Annotated in this window: 20 protein-coding genes; 13 read left to right on the top strand and 7 right to left on the bottom strand. The window is 69.3% G+C overall.

What is annotated here, in order from left to right:
* Window positions 1-144: 144 nt before the first annotated feature.
* The 5 genes from K6T36_RS07030 to K6T36_RS07010 all read left to right on the top strand — a co-directional run bounded on the left by K6T36_RS07030 (window position 145) and on the right by K6T36_RS07010 (window position 6359).
* Window positions 145-3414: a molybdopterin-dependent oxidoreductase gene (locus K6T36_RS07030; protein ID WP_222923220.1), complete on the top strand. Its 3270-nt coding sequence runs from the start codon at window positions 145-147 to the stop codon at window positions 3412-3414.
* 6 nt (window positions 3415-3420) lie between these two features.
* On the top strand, window positions 3421-4113 hold the full coding sequence (locus K6T36_RS07025) for a 4Fe-4S dicluster domain-containing protein (protein ID WP_222923219.1): 693 nt from the start codon (window positions 3421-3423) through the stop codon (window positions 4111-4113).
* Complete coding sequence (locus K6T36_RS07020; protein ID WP_222923218.1) at window positions 4110-4577, top strand: hypothetical protein; 468 nt, start codon at window positions 4110-4112, stop codon at window positions 4575-4577. Before K6T36_RS07025 ends, K6T36_RS07020 begins: the two co-directional genes overlap by 4 nt.
* Window positions 4574-5581, top strand: a complete 1008-nt coding sequence (locus K6T36_RS07015; protein ID WP_222923217.1) for a cytochrome b/b6 domain-containing protein — start codon at window positions 4574-4576, stop codon at window positions 5579-5581. Before K6T36_RS07020 ends, K6T36_RS07015 begins: the two co-directional genes overlap by 4 nt.
* Window positions 5582-5930: 349 nt before the next feature.
* Window positions 5931-6359: a hypothetical protein gene (locus K6T36_RS07010; protein WP_222923216.1), complete on the top strand. Its 429-nt coding sequence runs from the start codon at window positions 5931-5933 to the stop codon at window positions 6357-6359.
* Between the two features lie 57 nt (window positions 6360-6416).
* Here K6T36_RS07010 and K6T36_RS07005 read toward each other — a convergent pair whose 3' ends face one another.
* Window positions 6417-6821 (bottom strand): hypothetical protein, encoded by a 405-nt coding sequence (locus tag K6T36_RS07005; RefSeq protein ID WP_222608718.1) that lies wholly within the window; start codon window positions 6819-6821, stop codon window positions 6417-6419.
* A gap of 167 nt (window positions 6822-6988) precedes the next feature.
* On the opposite strand from K6T36_RS07005, the gene K6T36_RS07000 reads away from it, so the two are divergent.
* From K6T36_RS07000 to K6T36_RS06990, 3 genes are all read left to right on the top strand, one after another.
* On the top strand, window positions 6989-7174 hold the full coding sequence (locus tag K6T36_RS07000; protein ID WP_222923215.1) for a hypothetical protein: 186 nt from the start codon (window positions 6989-6991) through the stop codon (window positions 7172-7174).
* Between the two features lie 53 nt (window positions 7175-7227).
* On the top strand, window positions 7228-7386 hold the full coding sequence (locus K6T36_RS06995; RefSeq protein WP_222608716.1) for a hypothetical protein: 159 nt from the start codon (window positions 7228-7230) through the stop codon (window positions 7384-7386).
* 76 nt (window positions 7387-7462) lie between these two features.
* Window positions 7463-7852, top strand: coding sequence for a DUF7971 family protein (locus tag K6T36_RS06990; protein ID WP_222923214.1), 390 nt, complete (start codon window positions 7463-7465; stop codon window positions 7850-7852).
* Between the two features lie 370 nt (window positions 7853-8222).
* On the opposite strand, the gene cofH is transcribed toward K6T36_RS06990, so the two are convergent.
* Both cofH and K6T36_RS19065 read right to left on the bottom strand, forming a co-directional pair.
* Window positions 8223-9629, bottom strand: a complete 1407-nt coding sequence (gene cofH / locus K6T36_RS06985) for a 7,8-didemethyl-8-hydroxy-5-deazariboflavin synthase subunit CofH (RefSeq protein WP_222923213.1) — start codon at window positions 9627-9629, stop codon at window positions 8223-8225.
* A 56-nt stretch (window positions 9630-9685) separates the two neighbouring features.
* Window positions 9686-9814 carry a hypothetical protein gene (locus tag K6T36_RS19065; protein ID WP_264084014.1) on the bottom strand — a complete coding sequence of 43 codons (129 nt, stop codon included), beginning with the start codon at window positions 9812-9814 and terminating at the stop codon, window positions 9686-9688.
* Between K6T36_RS19065 and K6T36_RS06980 the strand changes: the two genes are divergently transcribed.
* On the top strand, window positions 9808-11229 hold the full coding sequence (locus tag K6T36_RS06980) for an FAD-binding oxidoreductase (RefSeq protein WP_222923212.1): 1422 nt from the start codon (window positions 9808-9810) through the stop codon (window positions 11227-11229). The genes K6T36_RS19065 and K6T36_RS06980 overlap by 7 nt on opposite strands.
* A 115-nt stretch (window positions 11230-11344) precedes the next feature.
* Window positions 11345-12364 (top strand): phosphoribosylaminoimidazolesuccinocarboxamide synthase, encoded by a 1020-nt coding sequence (locus K6T36_RS06975; RefSeq protein WP_222923211.1) that lies wholly within the window; start codon window positions 11345-11347, stop codon window positions 12362-12364.
* A gap of 181 nt (window positions 12365-12545) precedes the next feature.
* Here the strand turns inward: K6T36_RS06975 and K6T36_RS06970 are convergent, their stop codons facing one another.
* Window positions 12546-13472: a formyltetrahydrofolate deformylase gene (locus K6T36_RS06970; protein ID WP_222923210.1), complete on the bottom strand. Its 927-nt coding sequence runs from the start codon at window positions 13470-13472 to the stop codon at window positions 12546-12548.
* 121 nt (window positions 13473-13593) lie between these two features.
* Here K6T36_RS06970 and purS point away from each other — a divergent pair, with 121 nt between their 5' ends.
* The 3 genes from purS (at window position 13594) to K6T36_RS06955 (ending at window position 14811) form a co-directional block, all read left to right on the top strand.
* Window positions 13594-13848 carry a phosphoribosylformylglycinamidine synthase subunit PurS gene (purS, locus tag K6T36_RS06965; protein ID WP_159662529.1) on the top strand — a complete coding sequence of 85 codons (255 nt, stop codon included), beginning with the start codon at window positions 13594-13596 and terminating at the stop codon, window positions 13846-13848.
* The gene (gene purQ, locus K6T36_RS06960) at window positions 13845-14522 is read left to right on the top strand and encodes a phosphoribosylformylglycinamidine synthase I (RefSeq protein WP_222923209.1); all 678 of its coding nucleotides are present in this window, start codon (window positions 13845-13847) and stop codon (window positions 14520-14522) included. The genes purS and purQ overlap by 4 nt, the downstream gene beginning before the upstream one ends.
* Before the next feature lie 67 nt (window positions 14523-14589).
* Window positions 14590-14811, top strand: coding sequence for a hypothetical protein (locus K6T36_RS06955; RefSeq protein WP_222923208.1), 222 nt, complete (start codon window positions 14590-14592; stop codon window positions 14809-14811).
* Between the two features lie 125 nt (window positions 14812-14936).
* On the opposite strand, the gene K6T36_RS06950 is transcribed toward K6T36_RS06955, so the two are convergent.
* The 3 genes from K6T36_RS06950 to K6T36_RS06940 all read right to left on the bottom strand — a co-directional run bounded on the left by K6T36_RS06950 (window position 14937) and on the right by K6T36_RS06940 (window position 16863).
* Window positions 14937-15116 (bottom strand): hypothetical protein, encoded by a 180-nt coding sequence (locus K6T36_RS06950; protein WP_222923207.1) that lies wholly within the window; start codon window positions 15114-15116, stop codon window positions 14937-14939.
* Between the two features lie 159 nt (window positions 15117-15275).
* Window positions 15276-16352: an archaeosine biosynthesis radical SAM protein RaSEA gene (locus tag K6T36_RS06945; RefSeq protein WP_222923206.1), complete on the bottom strand. Its 1077-nt coding sequence runs from the start codon at window positions 16350-16352 to the stop codon at window positions 15276-15278.
* Window positions 16353-16455: 103 nt separating this feature from the next.
* On the bottom strand, window positions 16456-16863 hold the full coding sequence (locus K6T36_RS06940) for a VanZ family protein (protein WP_222923205.1): 408 nt from the start codon (window positions 16861-16863) through the stop codon (window positions 16456-16458).
* Between the last annotated feature and the right edge of the window lie 131 nt (window positions 16864-16994).

The following is a 16994-nucleotide window of genomic DNA, read 5'->3' as shown; positions in this document are numbered from 1 at the left end:
GACGGCATTATCTCGGATGATCTTTCCGGTTGTTTTAGGCACACCAAAAAAATTCAGGTACGTTCGGTGCGAAGATTAATGAAGGTCGATTACGTGTCATGTCACGATAGCCCATCAACCAGTGGTGAATGTCAACATGAAACAATGAGCACGGAACCGGTCTCACTGGACCTAGACAGACGGTCGTTCATGAAGGCGAGCGCGTTGGCCGGCGCGGTCGCCCTCGGTGGCGGCGGCGCGGGGCAAGCGCTGGCGCAGAGCGACGGCGAGGAAGAGGACGGAACGGACACGGATCACACGGAGCTGACGAAGACGATCTGCAACTACTGCTCGGTCGGGTGCGGCTTCCACGGCGAGCGGAAGGGCAACGCGTTCGTCGGCCAGGAGCCCTGGGAGGACCACCCGGTGAACAACGGGTCGCTCTGCTCGAAGGGCGCGGGCATCTACGAGACGGAGCACTCCGAGAAGCGGCTGAAGTCGCCGATGCGGCGGGTCGACGGCGGCTGGGAGAAGCTCTCGTGGGACGAGGCGTACACCACGGTCGCCGACGAGCTGACCCGGATCAAAGACGAGTACGGCGCCGACAGCACGATGTGGCTCGGGAGCGCGCACCACTCCAACGAGGAGTCGTACGCGTTCCGGAAGCTGGCGTCGCTGTTCGGGACGAACAACTGCGACCACCAGGCGCGCATCTGCCACTCGACGACGGTCGCCGGCCTCGCGAACACGTGGGGCTACGGGGCGATGACCAACTCGATCAACGACTATCGAAACTTCGATATGAACTTGATCATCGGTCAGAACCCGGCCGAGGCCCACCCGATCGCGATGCAGCACATCCTCGAGGGGCAGAAGCGCGGCGGGAAGATCGTCGTCGTCGAGCCGCGGTTCACGAAGACCGCGGCCCACGCCGACTACTTCTACCGCCTGCGCCCCGGCACCGACGTGGCCCTCATGATGGGGGTCGTCAAGCAGCTCCGCGACCGCGGGGAGCTGGACGACGAGATGATCGACGAGCGCGTGCAGGCGTGGCCCGACGTCGAGGACGACCTCGACGACTACGACATCGAGACGGTGTCGGACATCACGTGGCTCTCGACCGACGAGATCGAGGAGCTGACCGACCTGGTCGCCGAGCACAGCCCCAAGATGCAGATCGAGTGGGCGATGGGCGGGACCCAGCACAACAACGGGACCCAGAACATCCGCTCGTACGCGATGCTCTCGCTCGGCTCGGGCTCCGCGGCCCAGTCGGGCGGCGGCCTGCAGGTCATGCGCGGTCACGCGAACGTGCAGGGGGCGACCGACCTCGCGGTCGCGAGCCACATCCTGCCGGGCTACTACTCGGTCGGCTCGCCCGGCTCGTGGCAGTGGTGGTGCGACGTGTGGTCGCGCACGCCACAGACCTCGGGGACGATCACCTTCGACGAGCTGTATCAGGAGTACGACGAGATGCCGCCGGAGAAGTACGTCCGGCAGTCGACGAACACCGAGAACGCCGACGAGATCGACGAGTCGTTCCCGGCGGAGAACTCGATGATGTTCCAGAAGGGCCTGACGGTGGCCCGCTGGTTCGACGCCGCGCTCCCGCAGGAGGACCGGCTCAACGAGACGCCGATCTACCAGCCGAACGAGCTGAAGGCGGCGATCGTGTGGGGCCACTCGCTGAACTCCATCTCCGAGATGGAGAAACAGCGCAAGGCGATCGAGAACCTCGACCTGCTGGTCGTCGTGGACGTGTTCCCGTCGGTGGCGTCGGTGCTGGCCGACGTGGACGAGTCCGACACGGAGGTCGTGCTGCTCGCGGCCTCCAGCCAGTACGAGCACTACCGCTCGCTGACGAACTCCCACCGCGCGACCCAGTGGTCGGAGCCGGTTCGCCCGCCGGGACACAACTCCCGTCCCGACCTACAGATCATGCAGGAACTGGCGGGACACCTCGGCATGGGCGAGCACTTCGACTGGGGGTCGGGTCCGGCGCTGTACAACGGCAAGTCGACGTACGAGTCCGTCATCCGGGAGTTCAACCTCGGGATGCGGACCATCGGTTACTGCCAGGACCCGGCGCGCCTCCAGCAACACCTGGAGTACGACTACGCCTTCTCCACCGAGGACACGAAGGCGCACGCGCCCGGCACGCCCGTCGACGGGGAGTACTGGATGCTCCCGTGGCCGTGCTGGGGCGAGGGACACCCGGGGACGCCGATCCTCTGGAACGACGACATGGACCCCCGCGACGGGGGCCAGGACTTCCGCACCCGGTGGGGCACGCAGGCGCCCACGCCCGAGGAGTGGGACGGGATGGCGACCGACGAGCCGTACCCGATGCAGACGACGTACGACCAACAGGGCGAGGAGGGGCTCAGCCTGCTGCGTGACTCCTACGATCCCGACTGGTGGAACGGCACGATCGAGGGCGTCCCGCAGTACCCCGGCTTCGCGACGACGATGCCGGACGACGCGTCCAACGCGGACGCGCTGACGGTCCCCTACGAGTACGCGCTCCGGGAGGACACCTCCGTCGCCGACGCCGCCGAGGCGATGAACCAGAAGTACGACTGGGCCGACTACGACATGGACTTCTACGGCCAGTTCGACAACCCGCAGCCGGACGCGCCGACCGGGCGTGGCCGCGCCCGGGGGGTCGTCTGGAGCTTCCTGGACACGACGCCCGTCCACCGCGAGCCCATCGAGAGCCCGCGGCCGGACCTGGTCGAGCAGTGGCCCGCCAACGGCCAGCAGCGGAACTTCTACCGCCTCGACCAGAACAACAGCACGACACAGCAGGAGTCCATGCAGCGGCTCACGGACGCCGGCGCGTTCGAGGAGCAGTCGGGCAACGGCGAGTGGACGATCCTCACGAGCGGCCGCCAGGTCGAACACCAGGGCGGCGGCTCCGAGACGCGCTCGAACAAGCACACCGCCGACCTCCAGCCGCACATGTACGTGGAGATCAACCCGGACATGGCCGAGCGGCTGGACATCGACGGCGGCGAGCTCGTCGTCGCCTCGACGACCGACCGCGGCTCGATCCTGCTGAAGGCGCGCGTCACGCACCGTCCGAACGACAGCGAGACGTTCTTCCCGTTCCACTGGGGCGGGATGTTCAAGGGCGAGTCGCTGGAGGAGCGCTACCCCGAGGGCACGGTGCCGTACGCCATCGGGGAGTCGGTGAACGCGATCACCTCCCGCGGCTACGACGTGGAGACGCAGATGCAGGAGACGAAGGCGTCGATGGTACGGATCCAGAAGGCGACGCCGGAGGTCGTCGAGGAGCTGTCGATGCGGCCCGTCGAGGAGGACGGCCTCTCGGAGAACGTCGTCGACATCGAGTCGTACGAGTTCCCGCAGGACCGCGACGGCTTCGGCCGGCAGAAGGACTTCGACGTCCGCGACAACAGCACGGTTCAGTGATTCCCAATGGCAACTAACGAAACCAGCGAGCAGGTGATGAGTCAGGGGGTGATGAGCACCGGCGACGATGCTCGGATCTTCCCTGATGTCGAAGCCTGCATCGACTGCGGCGGGTGCGTCGTCGCGTGCAAGCGGACGTGGGACGTGCCCAGGGACGAACAGCGAATCAGCATCTCGACGATGCTGGAGGGTCAGCCGGCGGAGCCGATGGAGCGGTACAACACCAACAGCGGCGGCGCGCTCGGACAGGAGGGCGCCTCGCCCGGCGAGACGGCGATCCCGATGCAGTGTTATCACTGCGAGGAGGCGCCGTGCGTGTCGGTGTGCCCGACGGACTCGCTGATCAAGAAGGACAACGGGTTCGTCGACGTTCGCGACAACCTCTGTGTCGGCTGCCAGTACTGCCTGTCGGCGTGCCCGTTCGGCGCGCCGCAGTTCCCCGGCTCCGACGAGGGCGCCGCGCGGCTGTTCGGCGGCGGCGGCACGATGGACAAGTGTACGATGTGCGAGGAGCGCCAGGACGTCGGCAAGGGACCCGCCTGCGCCGAGGAGTGCGCGACCGACGCGCTGCTCGTGGGCGACGCCGAGGAGATCTCGAACGAGCTCGACCGGCGCGGCTCCGACTCGTTCTTCAACGGCGTCGCCATGGAGATCATCTTCGGCGAGGACGCCGACGAATTCGAGGGGAGTAACGCATGAGCTACAGAGAGCACCTCCCGGAGACCGAGGGCTACCCGCGTGCGGCGATCGCGATCAACGCGCTCGTCGCGATCGCGGTGACCGCGCTGGTCCTGTGGTGGGCCGCGGACTTCGCGGTGTTCTACGAGGAGCTGTTCCGCATTCAGCCGGTCGCCGAGGGCGCCAACGCCGGCGTCGGGTCCGACTGGACCTCCGGGAACCAGATCGCCTGGCTCGACTTCCTGATCGCGATCACCCACGCGGCCGACGTGATCATGGGCGTGTTCATCCTGTTCATGGTGTTCCTCCACTGGGGCGCGTTCCGCCGGCTCGCGAGCCGGATGCGCCAGCCCGGCGACTCGGGCTCCAGCGCCGTCGCCGCCGACGGCGGGCAGGTCGAGGGCGGAACGACGGCAGGGGACGCGACGACGGCCGAAAACGCCGGCGGCGACACCGCCGGCGACGACGGGGGTGAGACCGCATGACGCAGCTCGATCACGGGAAGTTCAGCAAGATGACGACCACGTTCCACACGCTGTTGGCGCTGGACGTGTTCGTGCTGTTCTTCTCGGGCTACAGCCTCATGTTCAACGACGAGCTGTGGTGGATGGTGAACCTCATGGGCGGCGCAACCGGCGTCTCGGCGGTCCACCGGATCGCCGGCGCCGGGCTGCTCGCGCTCATCGTCTTCTGGATGCTGATGATGGTCACGACCGACACCGGCCGCGGGAACTTCCGGGAGATCCTCCCGTCGAAGGGCGACTTCGACGCGTTCATCCAGGACGTGCGGTTCCTCCTGGGCAGCGCCGACGAGCGCCACCCGAACGCCCGCCAGTTCGCGGGCGGCACGGCCGACGAGATCCCGCTGCTCACCTACATCGGCAAGGGCGTCGTGTTCATCTTCGCGGCCGAGCTGACGCTGTTGACGATCTCCGGGCTCCTCATCTGGTCGAAGACCGGCGTGATGGAGCTCATGGCGACGAAGACCGCCGCCGCGGCGTTCGTCACGTTCCACGGGCTGCTCGGCGTCATCATGCTGATGGGCGTGATGTTCCACATCTTCGAGCACGGCTTCCACCCGGCGCTGTACCCGGTGGAGGTGAAGGCGTTCATCCCGCGCTCGATGATCCCCGAGGAGCACGACGACGACATCGAGGGAACCGGCATCGAGCGGCTCGAGCTGGCGCCCTCGTGGAACATGGCGTCGACGGTCGTCGGCGCGATGACGGTGATCGGCATCGTGTCGGTGTTGCTCGGGAGCCTCTTCGACGAGGGGTATCCCGTGCCACGGGAGATCGCGATCGGCGGCGGGCCGACCGACATCCTGCTGACCGTCGGCATCAACATGGGCGTGTTCGTGCTGCTGCTCGGGCTCGTCCTGCAGATGTACGGGAACCTGCTGCGCGTTCGCTGGCAGAAGCAGCTGGAGCAGGAGGCGTCGGAGCCGACGACCGCCACCGACGGCGGGCGCGTCGAGTCCGAGGAGTAAGGCGAGACGCGAGCGAAGCGAGCGTCTCGGAGTAACGGCGGCGGACTCTTCGGGGTCCGCCGCCCACGAACACAGTGAGCCGGCGAAGCCGGCTCGGATGAACGGCGGAGCGGTCCTGTGCCGCTCCGCCCATGAAGGAGGCGAGGCCGACCGAAGGGAGGCCTCGAAGGAAGGGCGGCGCGCTTGTGGGCGCGCCGCCCACGACCACGGCGAGCCGGCGAAGCGAGCGTCTCGGCCCGACGGCGCGTCCGTGCTCGCGCCGTAGCTTCTCTCCGTTCGATACACACGAGCGACGCGTCCCGATCGCGTCGGCAACAAGGCTCATATCGTCGCCGTCGAGTCACGGCCCATGGGCGCCCTCCACCGACGGTTGCCGCTCGGCGACCGCACGACGACCGCCGTCCTCGTCGCCGCCGCGGTCAGCGTCGCCTACTCGCTCATCGTGCTCGGCTACAGCCTGCTCCCGTCGTCGGGCGTCTCGATCTCCGGGACGCTGTGGCACGCGGTCGCGATACAGTCGGCGTTCGCCCTCGGGACGGTCGGGGTCCCCGTCTTCCTGTGGCTTCGGGCTGACCTCAAGAGCCCGGCCGTGCTGTTGGCCGCGATCCTCCTGTTCTGGCACGTGTTGGTGGAGTTCCCGCCGATCGGGTCGGGACAGGGTGACTCGCCGGGGTTCCTCTTCGTGTTCGTGTTCGCTCCCTTCTACGTCCTCGCGTATGCGCTGCTCGCGGCCGGGGAGTACTGGATAGGGAAGCGGGACGTGTCGATACCGGTCTGAACGCCCGTTCGAGCGGTCGGAGCGTGCTGCGTCCGGGGCGTGCTGGGCCGGAGCCGATTACGCCTCGACGCCGAGGCTGAGCGCCTCCTCGCTGAGGTCGACGGTCACGTCGTTGCTCGTGTGGGTGTTGATCTGCTGGATGTTGCGGGTGAGCACCTCGAGGATGTCCTTCGGCTCGGGGTACACCAGCATGTTGCCGTCGTCGTCCTCCATGACGAGTTGGGTGTCGGACAGCTGGATCTGGTTGCCCTCGATGCTGGCGACGACCGCCGGCAGCGCCTGTGCGGCGCCGCTGTCGCCCTCGCTGACCTTCGTGATGTAGATCGAGTCCAGTCCGATGAGGTCCTTGTACTCGCGAACCGTCTCGGCGCACTCGACCATGTCCTTGGACACCTCCGTCTTCGAGGGGTTCCCGTGCTCGCCCGCGAGACAGTGCTTGCAGACGCGCAGCTCCATTCGCATACCCCGCCGTCGGCGGCCCGGTCGGATATAGATTCGCCCCGCGGCACCGCCGTCGCCCTCGCGGTTCCGATGACGCCCCAGCGCCGTCTCCGTGGATCGGCCGCAGTCGCCGACGAGCACCCGCCTCGGCACGGGCTTTTATTAGCTGCCGGAGTGTTCCGCGAAATATGGTCTCGGCACTCCTGAACACGGTGTACAGCGTCGTCGTGCTCGTCGTGGCGCTCGTCGGGCTGGCGATCGTCCTGCGCATCGGCGGCACCGGCGGGGAGGGGTCGACGCGCATGGAACTGACCGCGGTGGCGGTCGCGCTGTTCGTCATCGGGCTCGTCGCCAGCACGCTGGGGTATCTCTGAGCCGGAGCCTCACGCGGCACACTCGGCGCCGGCGCCATCGGAGGTGGTGACCGGTGCTGCGAGACGAGCACGCGTGTGACCGCTGCGGCGACCCGATCCGGCCGGGCGAGGAGTACGCCGCCGTCGACGGGGTCACCCCCGACGGGGACCTCCGGGTGCTGCTGTGTGTCCCCTGCGCCGATGCGCTGTCGCGATTTCTCGACGGGGAGTGACCGAGGGATCGGGTGAGTCGCCCGCCCCGGGGCCACTTGACGGAAGCCTTTACTCGCGCCCGCCGAAGGCCGGGGCATGGACGTGGATCTGGATCTCGCCATCCCGCGCGGCGTGCTCGAATCGCTCCCCGACGACGACGGCGCCGCCGAGCAGGACATCCGGCGCGCGGTCGCGGGCTACCGACAGGCGCTGGCGGACGGCTTCGGCGACGCCGACACCGAGTCGGAGGCCGCCTCGGTCGCGGTCGACTTCCTGGAGTACGCCGAGGACCGCGCGGAGATCTACGACGAGTTCGTCCCGGAACTGCGCGCGTGGGGACAGTCGCCCATCTACGCGATCGCGTGGCGCGACCTGTACATCGAGTTGGCCGCGCAGGTGTACGAGGTCGACTGGCTGGCCGAGCGGATCGACCGCGAGCGCAACTATCGGCTCGTGGACGACGGGATCCGGTTCGGGAAGGACTAGTTCGGTCGGTCGTCGTTCGTATCGGGAACCTCAGGGGCTCGCCCTCGACACCGACGCTCTCGACGACCGTAACGCGGACCGCGAAAGCTCCCGGGCGGCTCGGGTCGGTGCGGCCGCTGTCGTTCGAGAGAGCGAAGCTCTCTCGTGATGACGAAAGGCCGGCAGAGCCGGCCTTTCGAACCACGCTCCTCGCTCACTTCGTTCGCTGCGGTGCTAGCCGGTCCGCGCCTTCCCCGAGCCGCCCGGCCCCCTTCAGTCCCACCCGTTGCTCGGACGGGCGATCCTCGCGGCCGGACTGACCCGTGTGCGGCAGTGGTCAGTCGGTGAGCAATCGCACCGTCCGGGTCGCCGAGGGGCCGGAGCGCTCGCCTCAGTCGTCGGCCGTCGCCGCCTCGCCGCCACGTTCGGCGCGCTCGCGCTCGCTGAGGAGCGGCGTTCCGTCGGACTTCGGGCCGAGCGTCGGCCCGAACGGCGGGCCGTCGTCGGGGTCGATCCGACGCCGTTCGCGGTAGTCCGTCGAGCGCTCGACTGGGATCCGCCCGACGGAGGTGACCAACTCGACGTAGTCGTCGAAGCTGCGGAACTCGCCGAACGAGCCCCCGGCGCGCTTGGTGATCTCCTCCGAGAGGATGGTGCCCATGAAGTCGTTGGCGCCACACGAGAGCGTCTTCAGCGCCTTCTCGTCGCCGTACTTCACCCACGAGGTCTGAACGTTCTCGACGTTGTCGAGGAAGAGCCGGGAGACGGCGATCAGCAGCTCGTCCTCGGCGTCGCTCGCGCCGCCGGAGACGACGCCGTGCTCGTACAGCGGCGTGCGCTCGTGGACGAACGAGAGGGGGACGAACTCCGTGATGCCGCCGGTGCGGTCCTGGAGGTCGCGCACCCGCTTCAGGTGCATCGCGCGGTGCATCTCGTTGTCGACGTGGCCGTACATGATCGTCGCCGTGGTGTCGAGGCCGGCGGCCATCGCGCCCTCCATCGCGTCGATCCACCCCCGCGTGTCGATCTTCCCGGGACAGATCACCTCGCGCACCTCGTCGACGAGGATCTCGGCGGCCGTCCCGGGCGCCGAATCGAGCCCGGCGTCGGCGAGCGTTCGGTACACCGCCTCGTAGTCCCAGTCGGTGCCGCGGCGGGCGTGATACGCCTCCTCGGGCGTCATCGAGTGGAGGTGGACGCCGTCGACGCTCATCGCGGCCATCTGCTCGACGTAGGTACCCGGGTCGGTCGCGTACGTCTCCGGCGGCTTGTAGTTTACCGCGCTGGCGGCGTCGTCGTACCCGCGGAGGATCTCATGGTGCTCCTCGTTCAGCGCGAACGCCGGGTGTAGCCCCGAGACGGAGGTGACCTCGTAGACGCCGCGCTCGACGGCCTCGCGGACCGCCGCGCGCGACTCAGCCGGCGTCTTCGTGAAACCGGCGTGCTCGCCGTCGTAGTCGGCCTCGAACTGATGGGCGGTGTCCTTGAAGTTGCAGAACAGACAGCCCGTGTTGCAGGCGGTGGTGACGTTGTTGTTGAGGTTCGCGACGAACGTCACCTCGTCGCCGACGACCTCGGCGCGCCGGCGGTCGGCCGCCTCCAGCACCGCCTCCTTGCGCTCGCGGTCGATGCCGGGCGCGTCGCTGCCGGTGGTGAGCAGCTCGACCGCGTCGTCGACCGTCAGCCGCGTCCCGTCGCGCGCCTTCGCCAGCGCGTTCTCGAACGACTGGTCGGTTTCCGGGACGTGCTCGAACCCGAGGTCGTCGGGATCGAGCTCGGCGGCTGACGGTCGCGTCATCGTCGGAGGGTAGCGGTGCGACGTGAAAAACGGGGCGGTCGCGGCCACCCGGGCGGTCAGTCCCGGACGTGCTCCAGTATCTGGAGGAACCGGAACGCGAGTTCGTTCCGCTGGGCGTACGTCGAGGCCGCCGCCCGCACCGACGCGTTGATGTCCGCCCGGGTACGCGGGTGTGACAATGACACGCGAGAGGACGGCGGACGGACCGCCGGACCCGCCGCGACACGACGTGGGCTTCCTCGCGGATCTGGACCTCGACGGCGAGGTGAGCCGCGGCGACTCCGACCGCGACGAGCACGCGACCGACTACGCCACCGACGACGCCGACGCGGTGCGTCCGGACGCGGTCGTGTACCCCGAGTCGACCGCGGACGTGTCGGTCGTCATCGCCGCCGCCGACGAGCGCGGCGTTCCCGTGACCGCCTACGCCGCCGGAACCGGGCTGGAGGACGCCGCGGTCCCGGCACACGCGGGGATCAGCCTCGACACGACCCGCATGGACGCGATCCGCGAGATCCGGCCCGACGACCTCCAGGTCGACGTGGGGCCGGGCGCCGTCGGCGCCGACGTGGACGAGGCGGTCGCGAGACACGGCCTCTTCTTCCCGCCGCTGCCCTCCTCGGGCGACATCTCCACCGTCGGCGGGATGATCGCGACCGACGCCTCCGGCATGCGGACGGTGAAGTACGGCGAGGTGGCCGACTGGGTGCTCGAACTGGAGGTCGTGCTGGCGGACGGCTCCGTCACGACAGTGGGCTCGAAGGCCGCGAAATCGTCCTCCGGCTACAACCTGAAGGAGCTGATCGTCGGCAGCGAGGGGACCCTCGGGATCGTGACGCGCGCCACCCTGGAGCTGGCGGGTCGCCCCGAGCAAGTCCGCGGCGGCCGCGCCACCTTCCCGACGCTCGACGACGCGGCCGCCGCGATCTCCGACGCCGTCACCGCAGGCGTCGACGTGGCGAAGATCGAGCTGTTCGACGCCGAGACGGCGATGCTCGCCAACGACTACAGCGACGCCGACCTCCCCGAGCGCCCGATGGTGTTCGTGGAGTTCCACGCGAACCACGGGATCGACGAGGAGATCGACTTCTGCCGGGCCGTCTTCGAGGCGCACGACGTGGCGGCGTTCGAGATGGCCGGCGGCGAGCGCATGGAGGAGCTGTGGCGGGCGCGCAAGGACATCACCTACGCCGCGGAGGCGTACGACCCCGACCGAGAGATGGGCCAGCCGGGCGACGTGACCGTCCCCATCGGCTCGTACCCGGAGATGATCCGCGAGGTGAAGGACGTGGCCGACGAGTACGACCTGTTCGTCCCCTGCTTCGGCCACGCGGGCGACGGCAACCTCCACTACTTCGTCCTCCGCGACCCCGACGACCCCGACGAACTCGCCCGCGCGGAGGCCGCCTACGGTGAGTTGGTCGAGCGCGCCCTGGAACTCGGCGGCACCGCCACCGGCGAGCACGGCATCGGCGCGGGCAAGCGGACGTACCTCGAACGGGAGCACGGCGCCGACGCGGTCGGGGCGATGCTGGCGATCAAGGAGGCGCTGGATCCGAACGGGACGCTGAACCCCGGGAAGATCGTGCCCGAGGAGTAGCGCCGGCGCCGTCCCCGAGGAACAACCCACGTCTGTGCATATCGTGTCGTGTGATACGGCGGAGATACGCACGAGAGTGGAAGGATTCTTGCCCCCCGCGCCCGCCCCTCCCACCATGACGAGCGTCAAGGAGTTCGTCGTCGAGCGCGAGCCGACCGCCGACAGCCTCGGGGCCGGCCGGTTCGCCTTCACCGACGACTACTCCGTCTTCGACTGGGGGAAGATGCCCGATCCCATCCCCGGCAAGGGGGCGAGCCTCTGCACGATGGGCGCGTACAACTTCGAGCTGCTGGAGGACGCCGGCGTCCCCACGCACTACCGCGGCGTCGGTCCGGACGCCGAGCCGCTGTCGGCGCTCGACGAGCCGCCGCGCGAACTCGCCATCGACCTGGCGACCGTGCCGAGGCTCCCCTTCGTCGACGGCGCGTACGACTACGATGCTTTCCACGCCGAGGCCCGGGACGCCGCCGGCTACGTCGTCCCCCTGGAGATCGTCTTCCGCAACACGGTCCCCGTCGGGTCCAGCCTGCGCTCGCGCGCCGAGCCCCGCGACGTTGGCCTCGACCGCGACGAGTGGCCCGCCGAGGTCGTGGATCTCCCCGAGCCGGTCGTGGAGTTCTCGACGAAGTACGAGGAGCAGGACCGCTACCTCGACGCCGAGGAGGCCGACCGCATCGCCGGGACGGCGCCGCTGTCGGAGCTGGAGTCGGTCGCCCGCGAGGTGAACGCCCTGATCACCGAGCGCGCCGCCGACGCGGGGTTCGTCCACGAGGACGGCAAGATCGAGTGCGTATACGCCGACGGCGAGGTCCGCGTCGCCGACGTGGTCGGCACCTTCGACGAGAACCGCTTCGCCTACGACGGCCAGGAGGTGTCGAAGGAGGTCGTCCGCCAGCACTACAAGGGGATCGCGCCCGAGTGGGTCGAGGCCGTGAGCGAGGCGAAGGCGCGCGCCGACGCCGAGGGCGTCGCCGACTGGCGGCCGCTGTGTGAGGTGTCGCCGCCGCCGCTCGATCCCGCCGTCGTCGAGACGATAGCCGACATGTACGCCGCGGGGACGAACGCCTACACCGGAACCGACTGGTTCGACGCGCCGCCCGTCGCGGACGCGGTCGACGCCGTCCGCGACCTGTAGTTCGTCGCCGACTGGATCGACGTGTCGCCCGTCGCCAGACAGCGTTGCCGACGTGGTCCGACACGTCGCCCGTCGCCAGACGGCGTTGCTGACGCGGTCGTCACTGTCGCCGACGCTGTTGCCGACGCGGTCGACATCGTTGCCGTCGACGACGTTCGAACGTCCTTGAGAATCCAGAGCGTCAGTCAGCTCCCGCCGCGACCCCGCCCAGCTCGTACGCGTCCGGGTCGACGCCCTCGCGGAAGTGCGTGCGCCCGCGGCGCACGACGATCGCGTCGTCGAGGTGCGCCTGCAGACCGGCGACGAGCGCCTCCGCCTCCAGGGGTTGCCCCTGTTCCTTCAGGTCCTCGGGGCGGTCGTCGGGGGTGACCGGGAACGCCCGCTGGGCGATGATCGGCCCCTGGTCGAGATCGGTCGTCACGTAGTGGGCGGTGGCGCCGTGGACGCGCGCGCCGCCCTCGACCGCCTGGCGGTACGCCTCGGCGCCGGGGTACGCCGGCAGCAACGAGGGGTGGACGTTGATGATGCGCCCCTCGTAGCGGAAGACGATCTCCGGCGAGAGGATGCGCATGAACCGCGCGAGCACCAGACAGTCCACGTCGTACTCGTCGAGCACGCGCAGCAGCTCGCGCTCGTCGTGGGAGCCGCCGGCGTCGCCCACGTCGACGAACGGCACCTCGTACTCGTCGGCCAGCGGCGAGAGGGTGCTGTGGTTGCCGATCATCACCGGCACCTCCGCGTCGAGGGTGCCGTCGGCACACGCCTCCAGCACGGCGCGCGGGGCGTGCTCCTCTTTCGTGACCAGCAGCGCCGCCTTCCGGGCCGCGCCGTCGTCGGCGCGGCGCACCCGGATGTCGACGCCGAGTTCGTCGCCCAGGTCGGTGAGGTCCTCCTCCAGCGTCGCCGGCTTGCACACCATCCCGTCGGTGTCGGCGTGCAGGCGCATCCGGAACACGCCGTCGCGCACGTCCTGGTCGAGGTCCTCGATGTTGCATCCCCGCTCGAACAACAGCGAGGTGACACGGGCGACCAGTCCGGTCGCGTCGTCCCCGACGACGACGATTTCGGTGTCCCAGCGCCTCGGATTCGGACGGTCGGCCGCGGCCATACCCACGTTTTCTCTCCCGCGAGTAAACCGGTGTCGCTCCGCGCGACGACTGCCATCCACGAACGTGGATATCGAATCGGTCCCGAAACGGATTTTGCGCATGAACTCGCAGAGTCGATCGATGACCGGCTACACCGCCACGGTGACGGTCCGCCTGAAGCACGGCGTGCTCGACCCGGAGGCCGAGACGACACAGCGTGCGCTCGAACGCCTCGGCTTCGAGCTGGAGGACCTGCGCTCGGCCGACCGCTTCGAGATCGACCTGGAGGCCGCCGACGCCGACGAGGCCGACGAGCGCGCCGGCGAGATGGCCGACCGGCTGCTCGCGAACCCGACCATCCACGACTACGAGGTGGCGGTCGAGGAGCGCGAATGACGGTCGCGGTTGTCCAGTTCGGCGGTTCGAACTGCGACCGCGACGCCGTCCGCGCGCTCGCGCACCTCGGCGTCGACGCCGAACGCGTCTGGCACGAGGACGGCCTCCCCGCCGACGCCGACGGCGTCGTGATCCCGGGCGGCTTCTCCTACGGCGACTACCTCCGCGCCGGGGCGATGGCCGCGCGCCAGCCGATCATGGCCGACGTGCGCGAGGCCGCCGAGGAGGGCGTTCCGGTGCTCGGCGTCTGCAACGGGGCTCAGATCGGCTGTGAGGCCGGCCTCACCGACGGCGCGTTCACGACGAACAGGTCGGCCCGCTTCCAGTGTGAGCACGTCCACCTGCGCGTCGAGCGTGCGGACACGCCGTGGACGGCCGCCTACGACGAGGGCGACGTGATCGAGGTGCCGATCGCCCACGGCGAGGGGCGCTTCGAGATCCACGAGGACCGGTTGACGGCGCTGGAAAACGAGGACCGCGTGCTCTTCCGCTACTGCGACGCCGACGGGGTCGCCACCGACGCGGCGAACCCGAACGGCTCGGCGGCCAACGTCGCTGGGGTGCTCGGCGCTCGCGAGACGGTCGCGGTGATGATGCCACATCCCGAGCGCGCGACGCTCCCCGACGTGGGCGGGACCGACGGGCAGGGCGTGCTCCGCGCGTTTTCGGGGTAGCCACCGCCACCGCCTCCGCCGACTCGCCGCCGTCTCGGCCGGCGTCGGTCTCGCCGGCTGCGGATCGGTGACCGACCCCGGGCCGCGCGACGACGGGCTGCGTGCGGACTACGTCGACGGCGAGTTCGTCGACTCGCGACTGTCCGTGACCGGCGACCCGTTCGTCCTCACCGAGTCGCGGCTCGACCGTCGGAACGTGACGGTGACCGACGGGACGGCCGACGCCGACGGGAGCGGCTCCCCCTGTGAAGCCGGTGACGTGGGAAGCGACGTGTCTATGGACACCTGAACGCCTGAGTCGTTTCTCGCAGCTAACCCGCGTTCTCGCAGCCAACCCACGGTCCATTCCCGGACGCCGCCCATCGCCGACCCATTCCGTCGCGGGCGCCGTCCCGCCGCGGTGAGCCGCTCCGGCTACTGCGCGGGCTCCGTGGCGGCCGAGTTGCCGCCGACACGGCGACGCTCCAGCGGTCCCGCCGCCGTCTCACAGCCCGGACACACGGGGTAGCCGAGGCTGTCGTACTCGATCCCGAACGACGGTGCCGACGCGCCGCAGTCGTCACAGGTGAAGATCGCTCGGTCGACTCTCTCCATATTCATGTCATACGTTGTCAAGATACATAATTGTATGCCGGGCGTCTGACGAACGTGATTCGGTCGAGAACGGCTGTGTGAGGGGGTTTTGGCCCAGAACTGGTCTCTATCGGATCGGTCCTTCTTCCCTCGTCGGTCCCGCCCGGTCGGCGGGGACCCTCACCGCGCCAGCGGCTGGGCGTAGCTCGCCTCCTCTTCCAGAACCAGGTCCCAGGTCCGCTCGCACTCGCAGGACACCTGATCGAACACCGACGGGTCCTGTCGGAGGTCGAAGTCCTTGATCGCGGTCTGGACGCGGTCGTCGCACTCGCCGCAGTTGTGCGGGCCGCGGTCGGAGCCGGCGCCGACCGGGTCCGAGACGACGATGGCGTCGGCGTCGACGGTGCGATCCAGCACCGCCGCGACCGACCAGAGCCACGGCGGGCGGTAGCCCCCGCGGAAGTGGAGCTCGTCGACCATCGTGTACCGCTGCACGTTACAGGGGTTCATCGAGACGGTGTGGCAGTTGTCGACCGCCGCACAGCGCTCGACCGACGAGACCATATCTTCGAGCGCCTCCGACTCCGCGAGGAACGGCGGCTTCATGAGGAGGTACGCCTTCACGCCCGCGTCGGCCTCGGCGGCCTCCGCGCAGGCGTCCTCGAAGTCGGCGAAGGCGAAGTACTTGTTCACGCAGTCGTGGCGGACGCGGTCGGTGGCGGTTTCGAGCCCGACCGCCACGTCGGTTTCGAGGCCGCGGTCGGTGAACTCCGAGAGCTTCTCCGCGGAGACGAAGTCGGGCAGCGACTCGACGACCATGCGCTCGCGGTCGGCGAACGTCTCGGCGACGGCCCGGCGGCTCTCGGCGGGCACCTCGCGCTCGTCGAGGAAGGAGCCGGAGGTGTAGATCTTGATCAGGTCGGCGGGCTCGTCGGCGTTCTCGGCCTCGTGGTCGAGACACACGTCGATCTGGTCCATGAGCGCCTCGTGGGGGACGCTGCCGCCCTCGACGGACTCGGCGACGTAGCCGCACATCGTGCAGCCGCCCGCGCGGGCCCACCGACAGCCGCCGGTGTTGAGGATGATCGTGAGGCTCGTCTTCACGCCGTCGGGGGTGTTGTCCTCGTCGAGCCACACGCGGGTGGGCTCGTGGGGATCGTACGTCTCGTCGCGCTCGGACCGGATGTCGCGCATGACCGCGTTGTGGGCGTCCATCCCGCGGTCGCGTTCGTAGACCTCGGGGCTCGGCTGGCTCATTACCGGGAGTGGGCGACTCCCGCGGAAAACCGCTTCGCTCACGCGACGGGGCCGCGCGGTTGTCTCCTCGGGGTCGCCGCCGCGGTCCCCGCGGTCGTCGTCGCTACGCGTCGCTGTCGCGGTCGCGTCGACGCCACCACGCCGCCCCGACGAGGGCGCCGACGGCGTTGGCGACGCCGTCGAGGAGGGACGGGTCGCGCCCGGGGACGCCGCCCTGGGCGACCTCGACGCCCGCGCCGATCGCCGTCGCGACGGCGACGACGCCGACGAGCGCGACGGTCGACGGACCGTTCGCGCCGCGCCGGCGTCCCGACGGAAGCGACCGTCCCAGCGTGTACGCGACGGCGGCGTAGCCGACCCCGTGCAGCAGTTTGTCGGTCCCGGAGGGCAGCGGGACCGCCCCGCCCGGGGACGCTCGGTCGGGAGTCGCCGGGGCGGGCACGAGCGACGAGGTAACGACGAGGACCGTCACCGCGGCAAATGTGGCGAGGCGTCGCGTGTCGGCGTCCATCGATCCGATCCGGGGACTGCGTCGGAAAAGTCTTGATCGTCGCGTCGCGGACCGCCGCCGGATGGAGAAACCGGATGTGGTTACATTCCCGTGGCAACTGCTAACAGAATTCGGGCCTAAACAACTAATGT

It is taken from the genome of Halobaculum roseum, assembly GCF_019880245.1.
In the GTDB taxonomy this organism is placed as follows: Archaea; Halobacteriota; Halobacteria; order Halobacteriales; family Haloferacaceae; genus Halobaculum; species Halobaculum roseum.
Note: the sequence above shows the minus strand (reverse complement) of the source record. Positions and strands in the feature narration are given on the sequence as shown.

What these genes read in the sequence shown, in the direction of transcription:
- K6T36_RS07030 (WP_222923220.1), top strand. Translation starts at nt 145, where the DNA reads ATGAGCACGGAACCGGTCTCACTGGACCTAGACAGACGGTCGTTCATG.
- K6T36_RS07025 (WP_222923219.1), top strand. Translation starts at nt 3,421, where the DNA reads ATGGCAACTAACGAAACCAGCGAGCAGGTGATGAGTCAGGGGGTGATG.
- K6T36_RS07020 (WP_222923218.1), top strand. Translation starts at nt 4,110, where the DNA reads ATGAGCTACAGAGAGCACCTCCCGGAGACCGAGGGCTACCCGCGTGCG.
- K6T36_RS07015 (WP_222923217.1), top strand. Translation starts at nt 4,574, where the DNA reads ATGACGCAGCTCGATCACGGGAAGTTCAGCAAGATGACGACCACGTTC.
- K6T36_RS07010 (WP_222923216.1), top strand. Translation starts at nt 5,931, where the DNA reads ATGGGCGCCCTCCACCGACGGTTGCCGCTCGGCGACCGCACGACGACC.
- K6T36_RS07005 (WP_222608718.1), bottom strand. Translation starts at nt 6,821, where the DNA reads ATGCGAATGGAGCTGCGCGTCTGCAAGCACTGTCTCGCGGGCGAGCAC.
- K6T36_RS07000 (WP_222923215.1), top strand. Translation starts at nt 6,989, where the DNA reads ATGGTCTCGGCACTCCTGAACACGGTGTACAGCGTCGTCGTGCTCGTC.
- K6T36_RS06990 (WP_222923214.1), top strand. Translation starts at nt 7,463, where the DNA reads ATGGACGTGGATCTGGATCTCGCCATCCCGCGCGGCGTGCTCGAATCG.
- cofH (WP_222923213.1), bottom strand. Translation starts at nt 9,629, where the DNA reads ATGACGCGACCGTCAGCCGCCGAGCTCGATCCCGACGACCTCGGGTTC.
- K6T36_RS06980 (WP_222923212.1), top strand. Translation starts at nt 9,808, where the DNA reads ATGACACGCGAGAGGACGGCGGACGGACCGCCGGACCCGCCGCGACAC.
- K6T36_RS06975 (WP_222923211.1), top strand. Translation starts at nt 11,345, where the DNA reads ATGACGAGCGTCAAGGAGTTCGTCGTCGAGCGCGAGCCGACCGCCGAC.
- K6T36_RS06970 (WP_222923210.1), bottom strand. Translation starts at nt 13,472, where the DNA reads ATGGCCGCGGCCGACCGTCCGAATCCGAGGCGCTGGGACACCGAAATC.
- purS (WP_159662529.1), top strand. Translation starts at nt 13,594, where the DNA reads ATGACCGGCTACACCGCCACGGTGACGGTCCGCCTGAAGCACGGCGTG.
- purQ (WP_222923209.1), top strand. Translation starts at nt 13,845, where the DNA reads ATGACGGTCGCGGTTGTCCAGTTCGGCGGTTCGAACTGCGACCGCGAC.
- K6T36_RS06950 (WP_222923207.1), bottom strand. Translation starts at nt 15,116, where the DNA reads ATGGAGAGAGTCGACCGAGCGATCTTCACCTGTGACGACTGCGGCGCG.
- K6T36_RS06945 (WP_222923206.1), bottom strand. Translation starts at nt 16,352, where the DNA reads ATGAGCCAGCCGAGCCCCGAGGTCTACGAACGCGACCGCGGGATGGAC.
- K6T36_RS06940 (WP_222923205.1), bottom strand. Translation starts at nt 16,863, where the DNA reads ATGGACGCCGACACGCGACGCCTCGCCACATTTGCCGCGGTGACGGTC.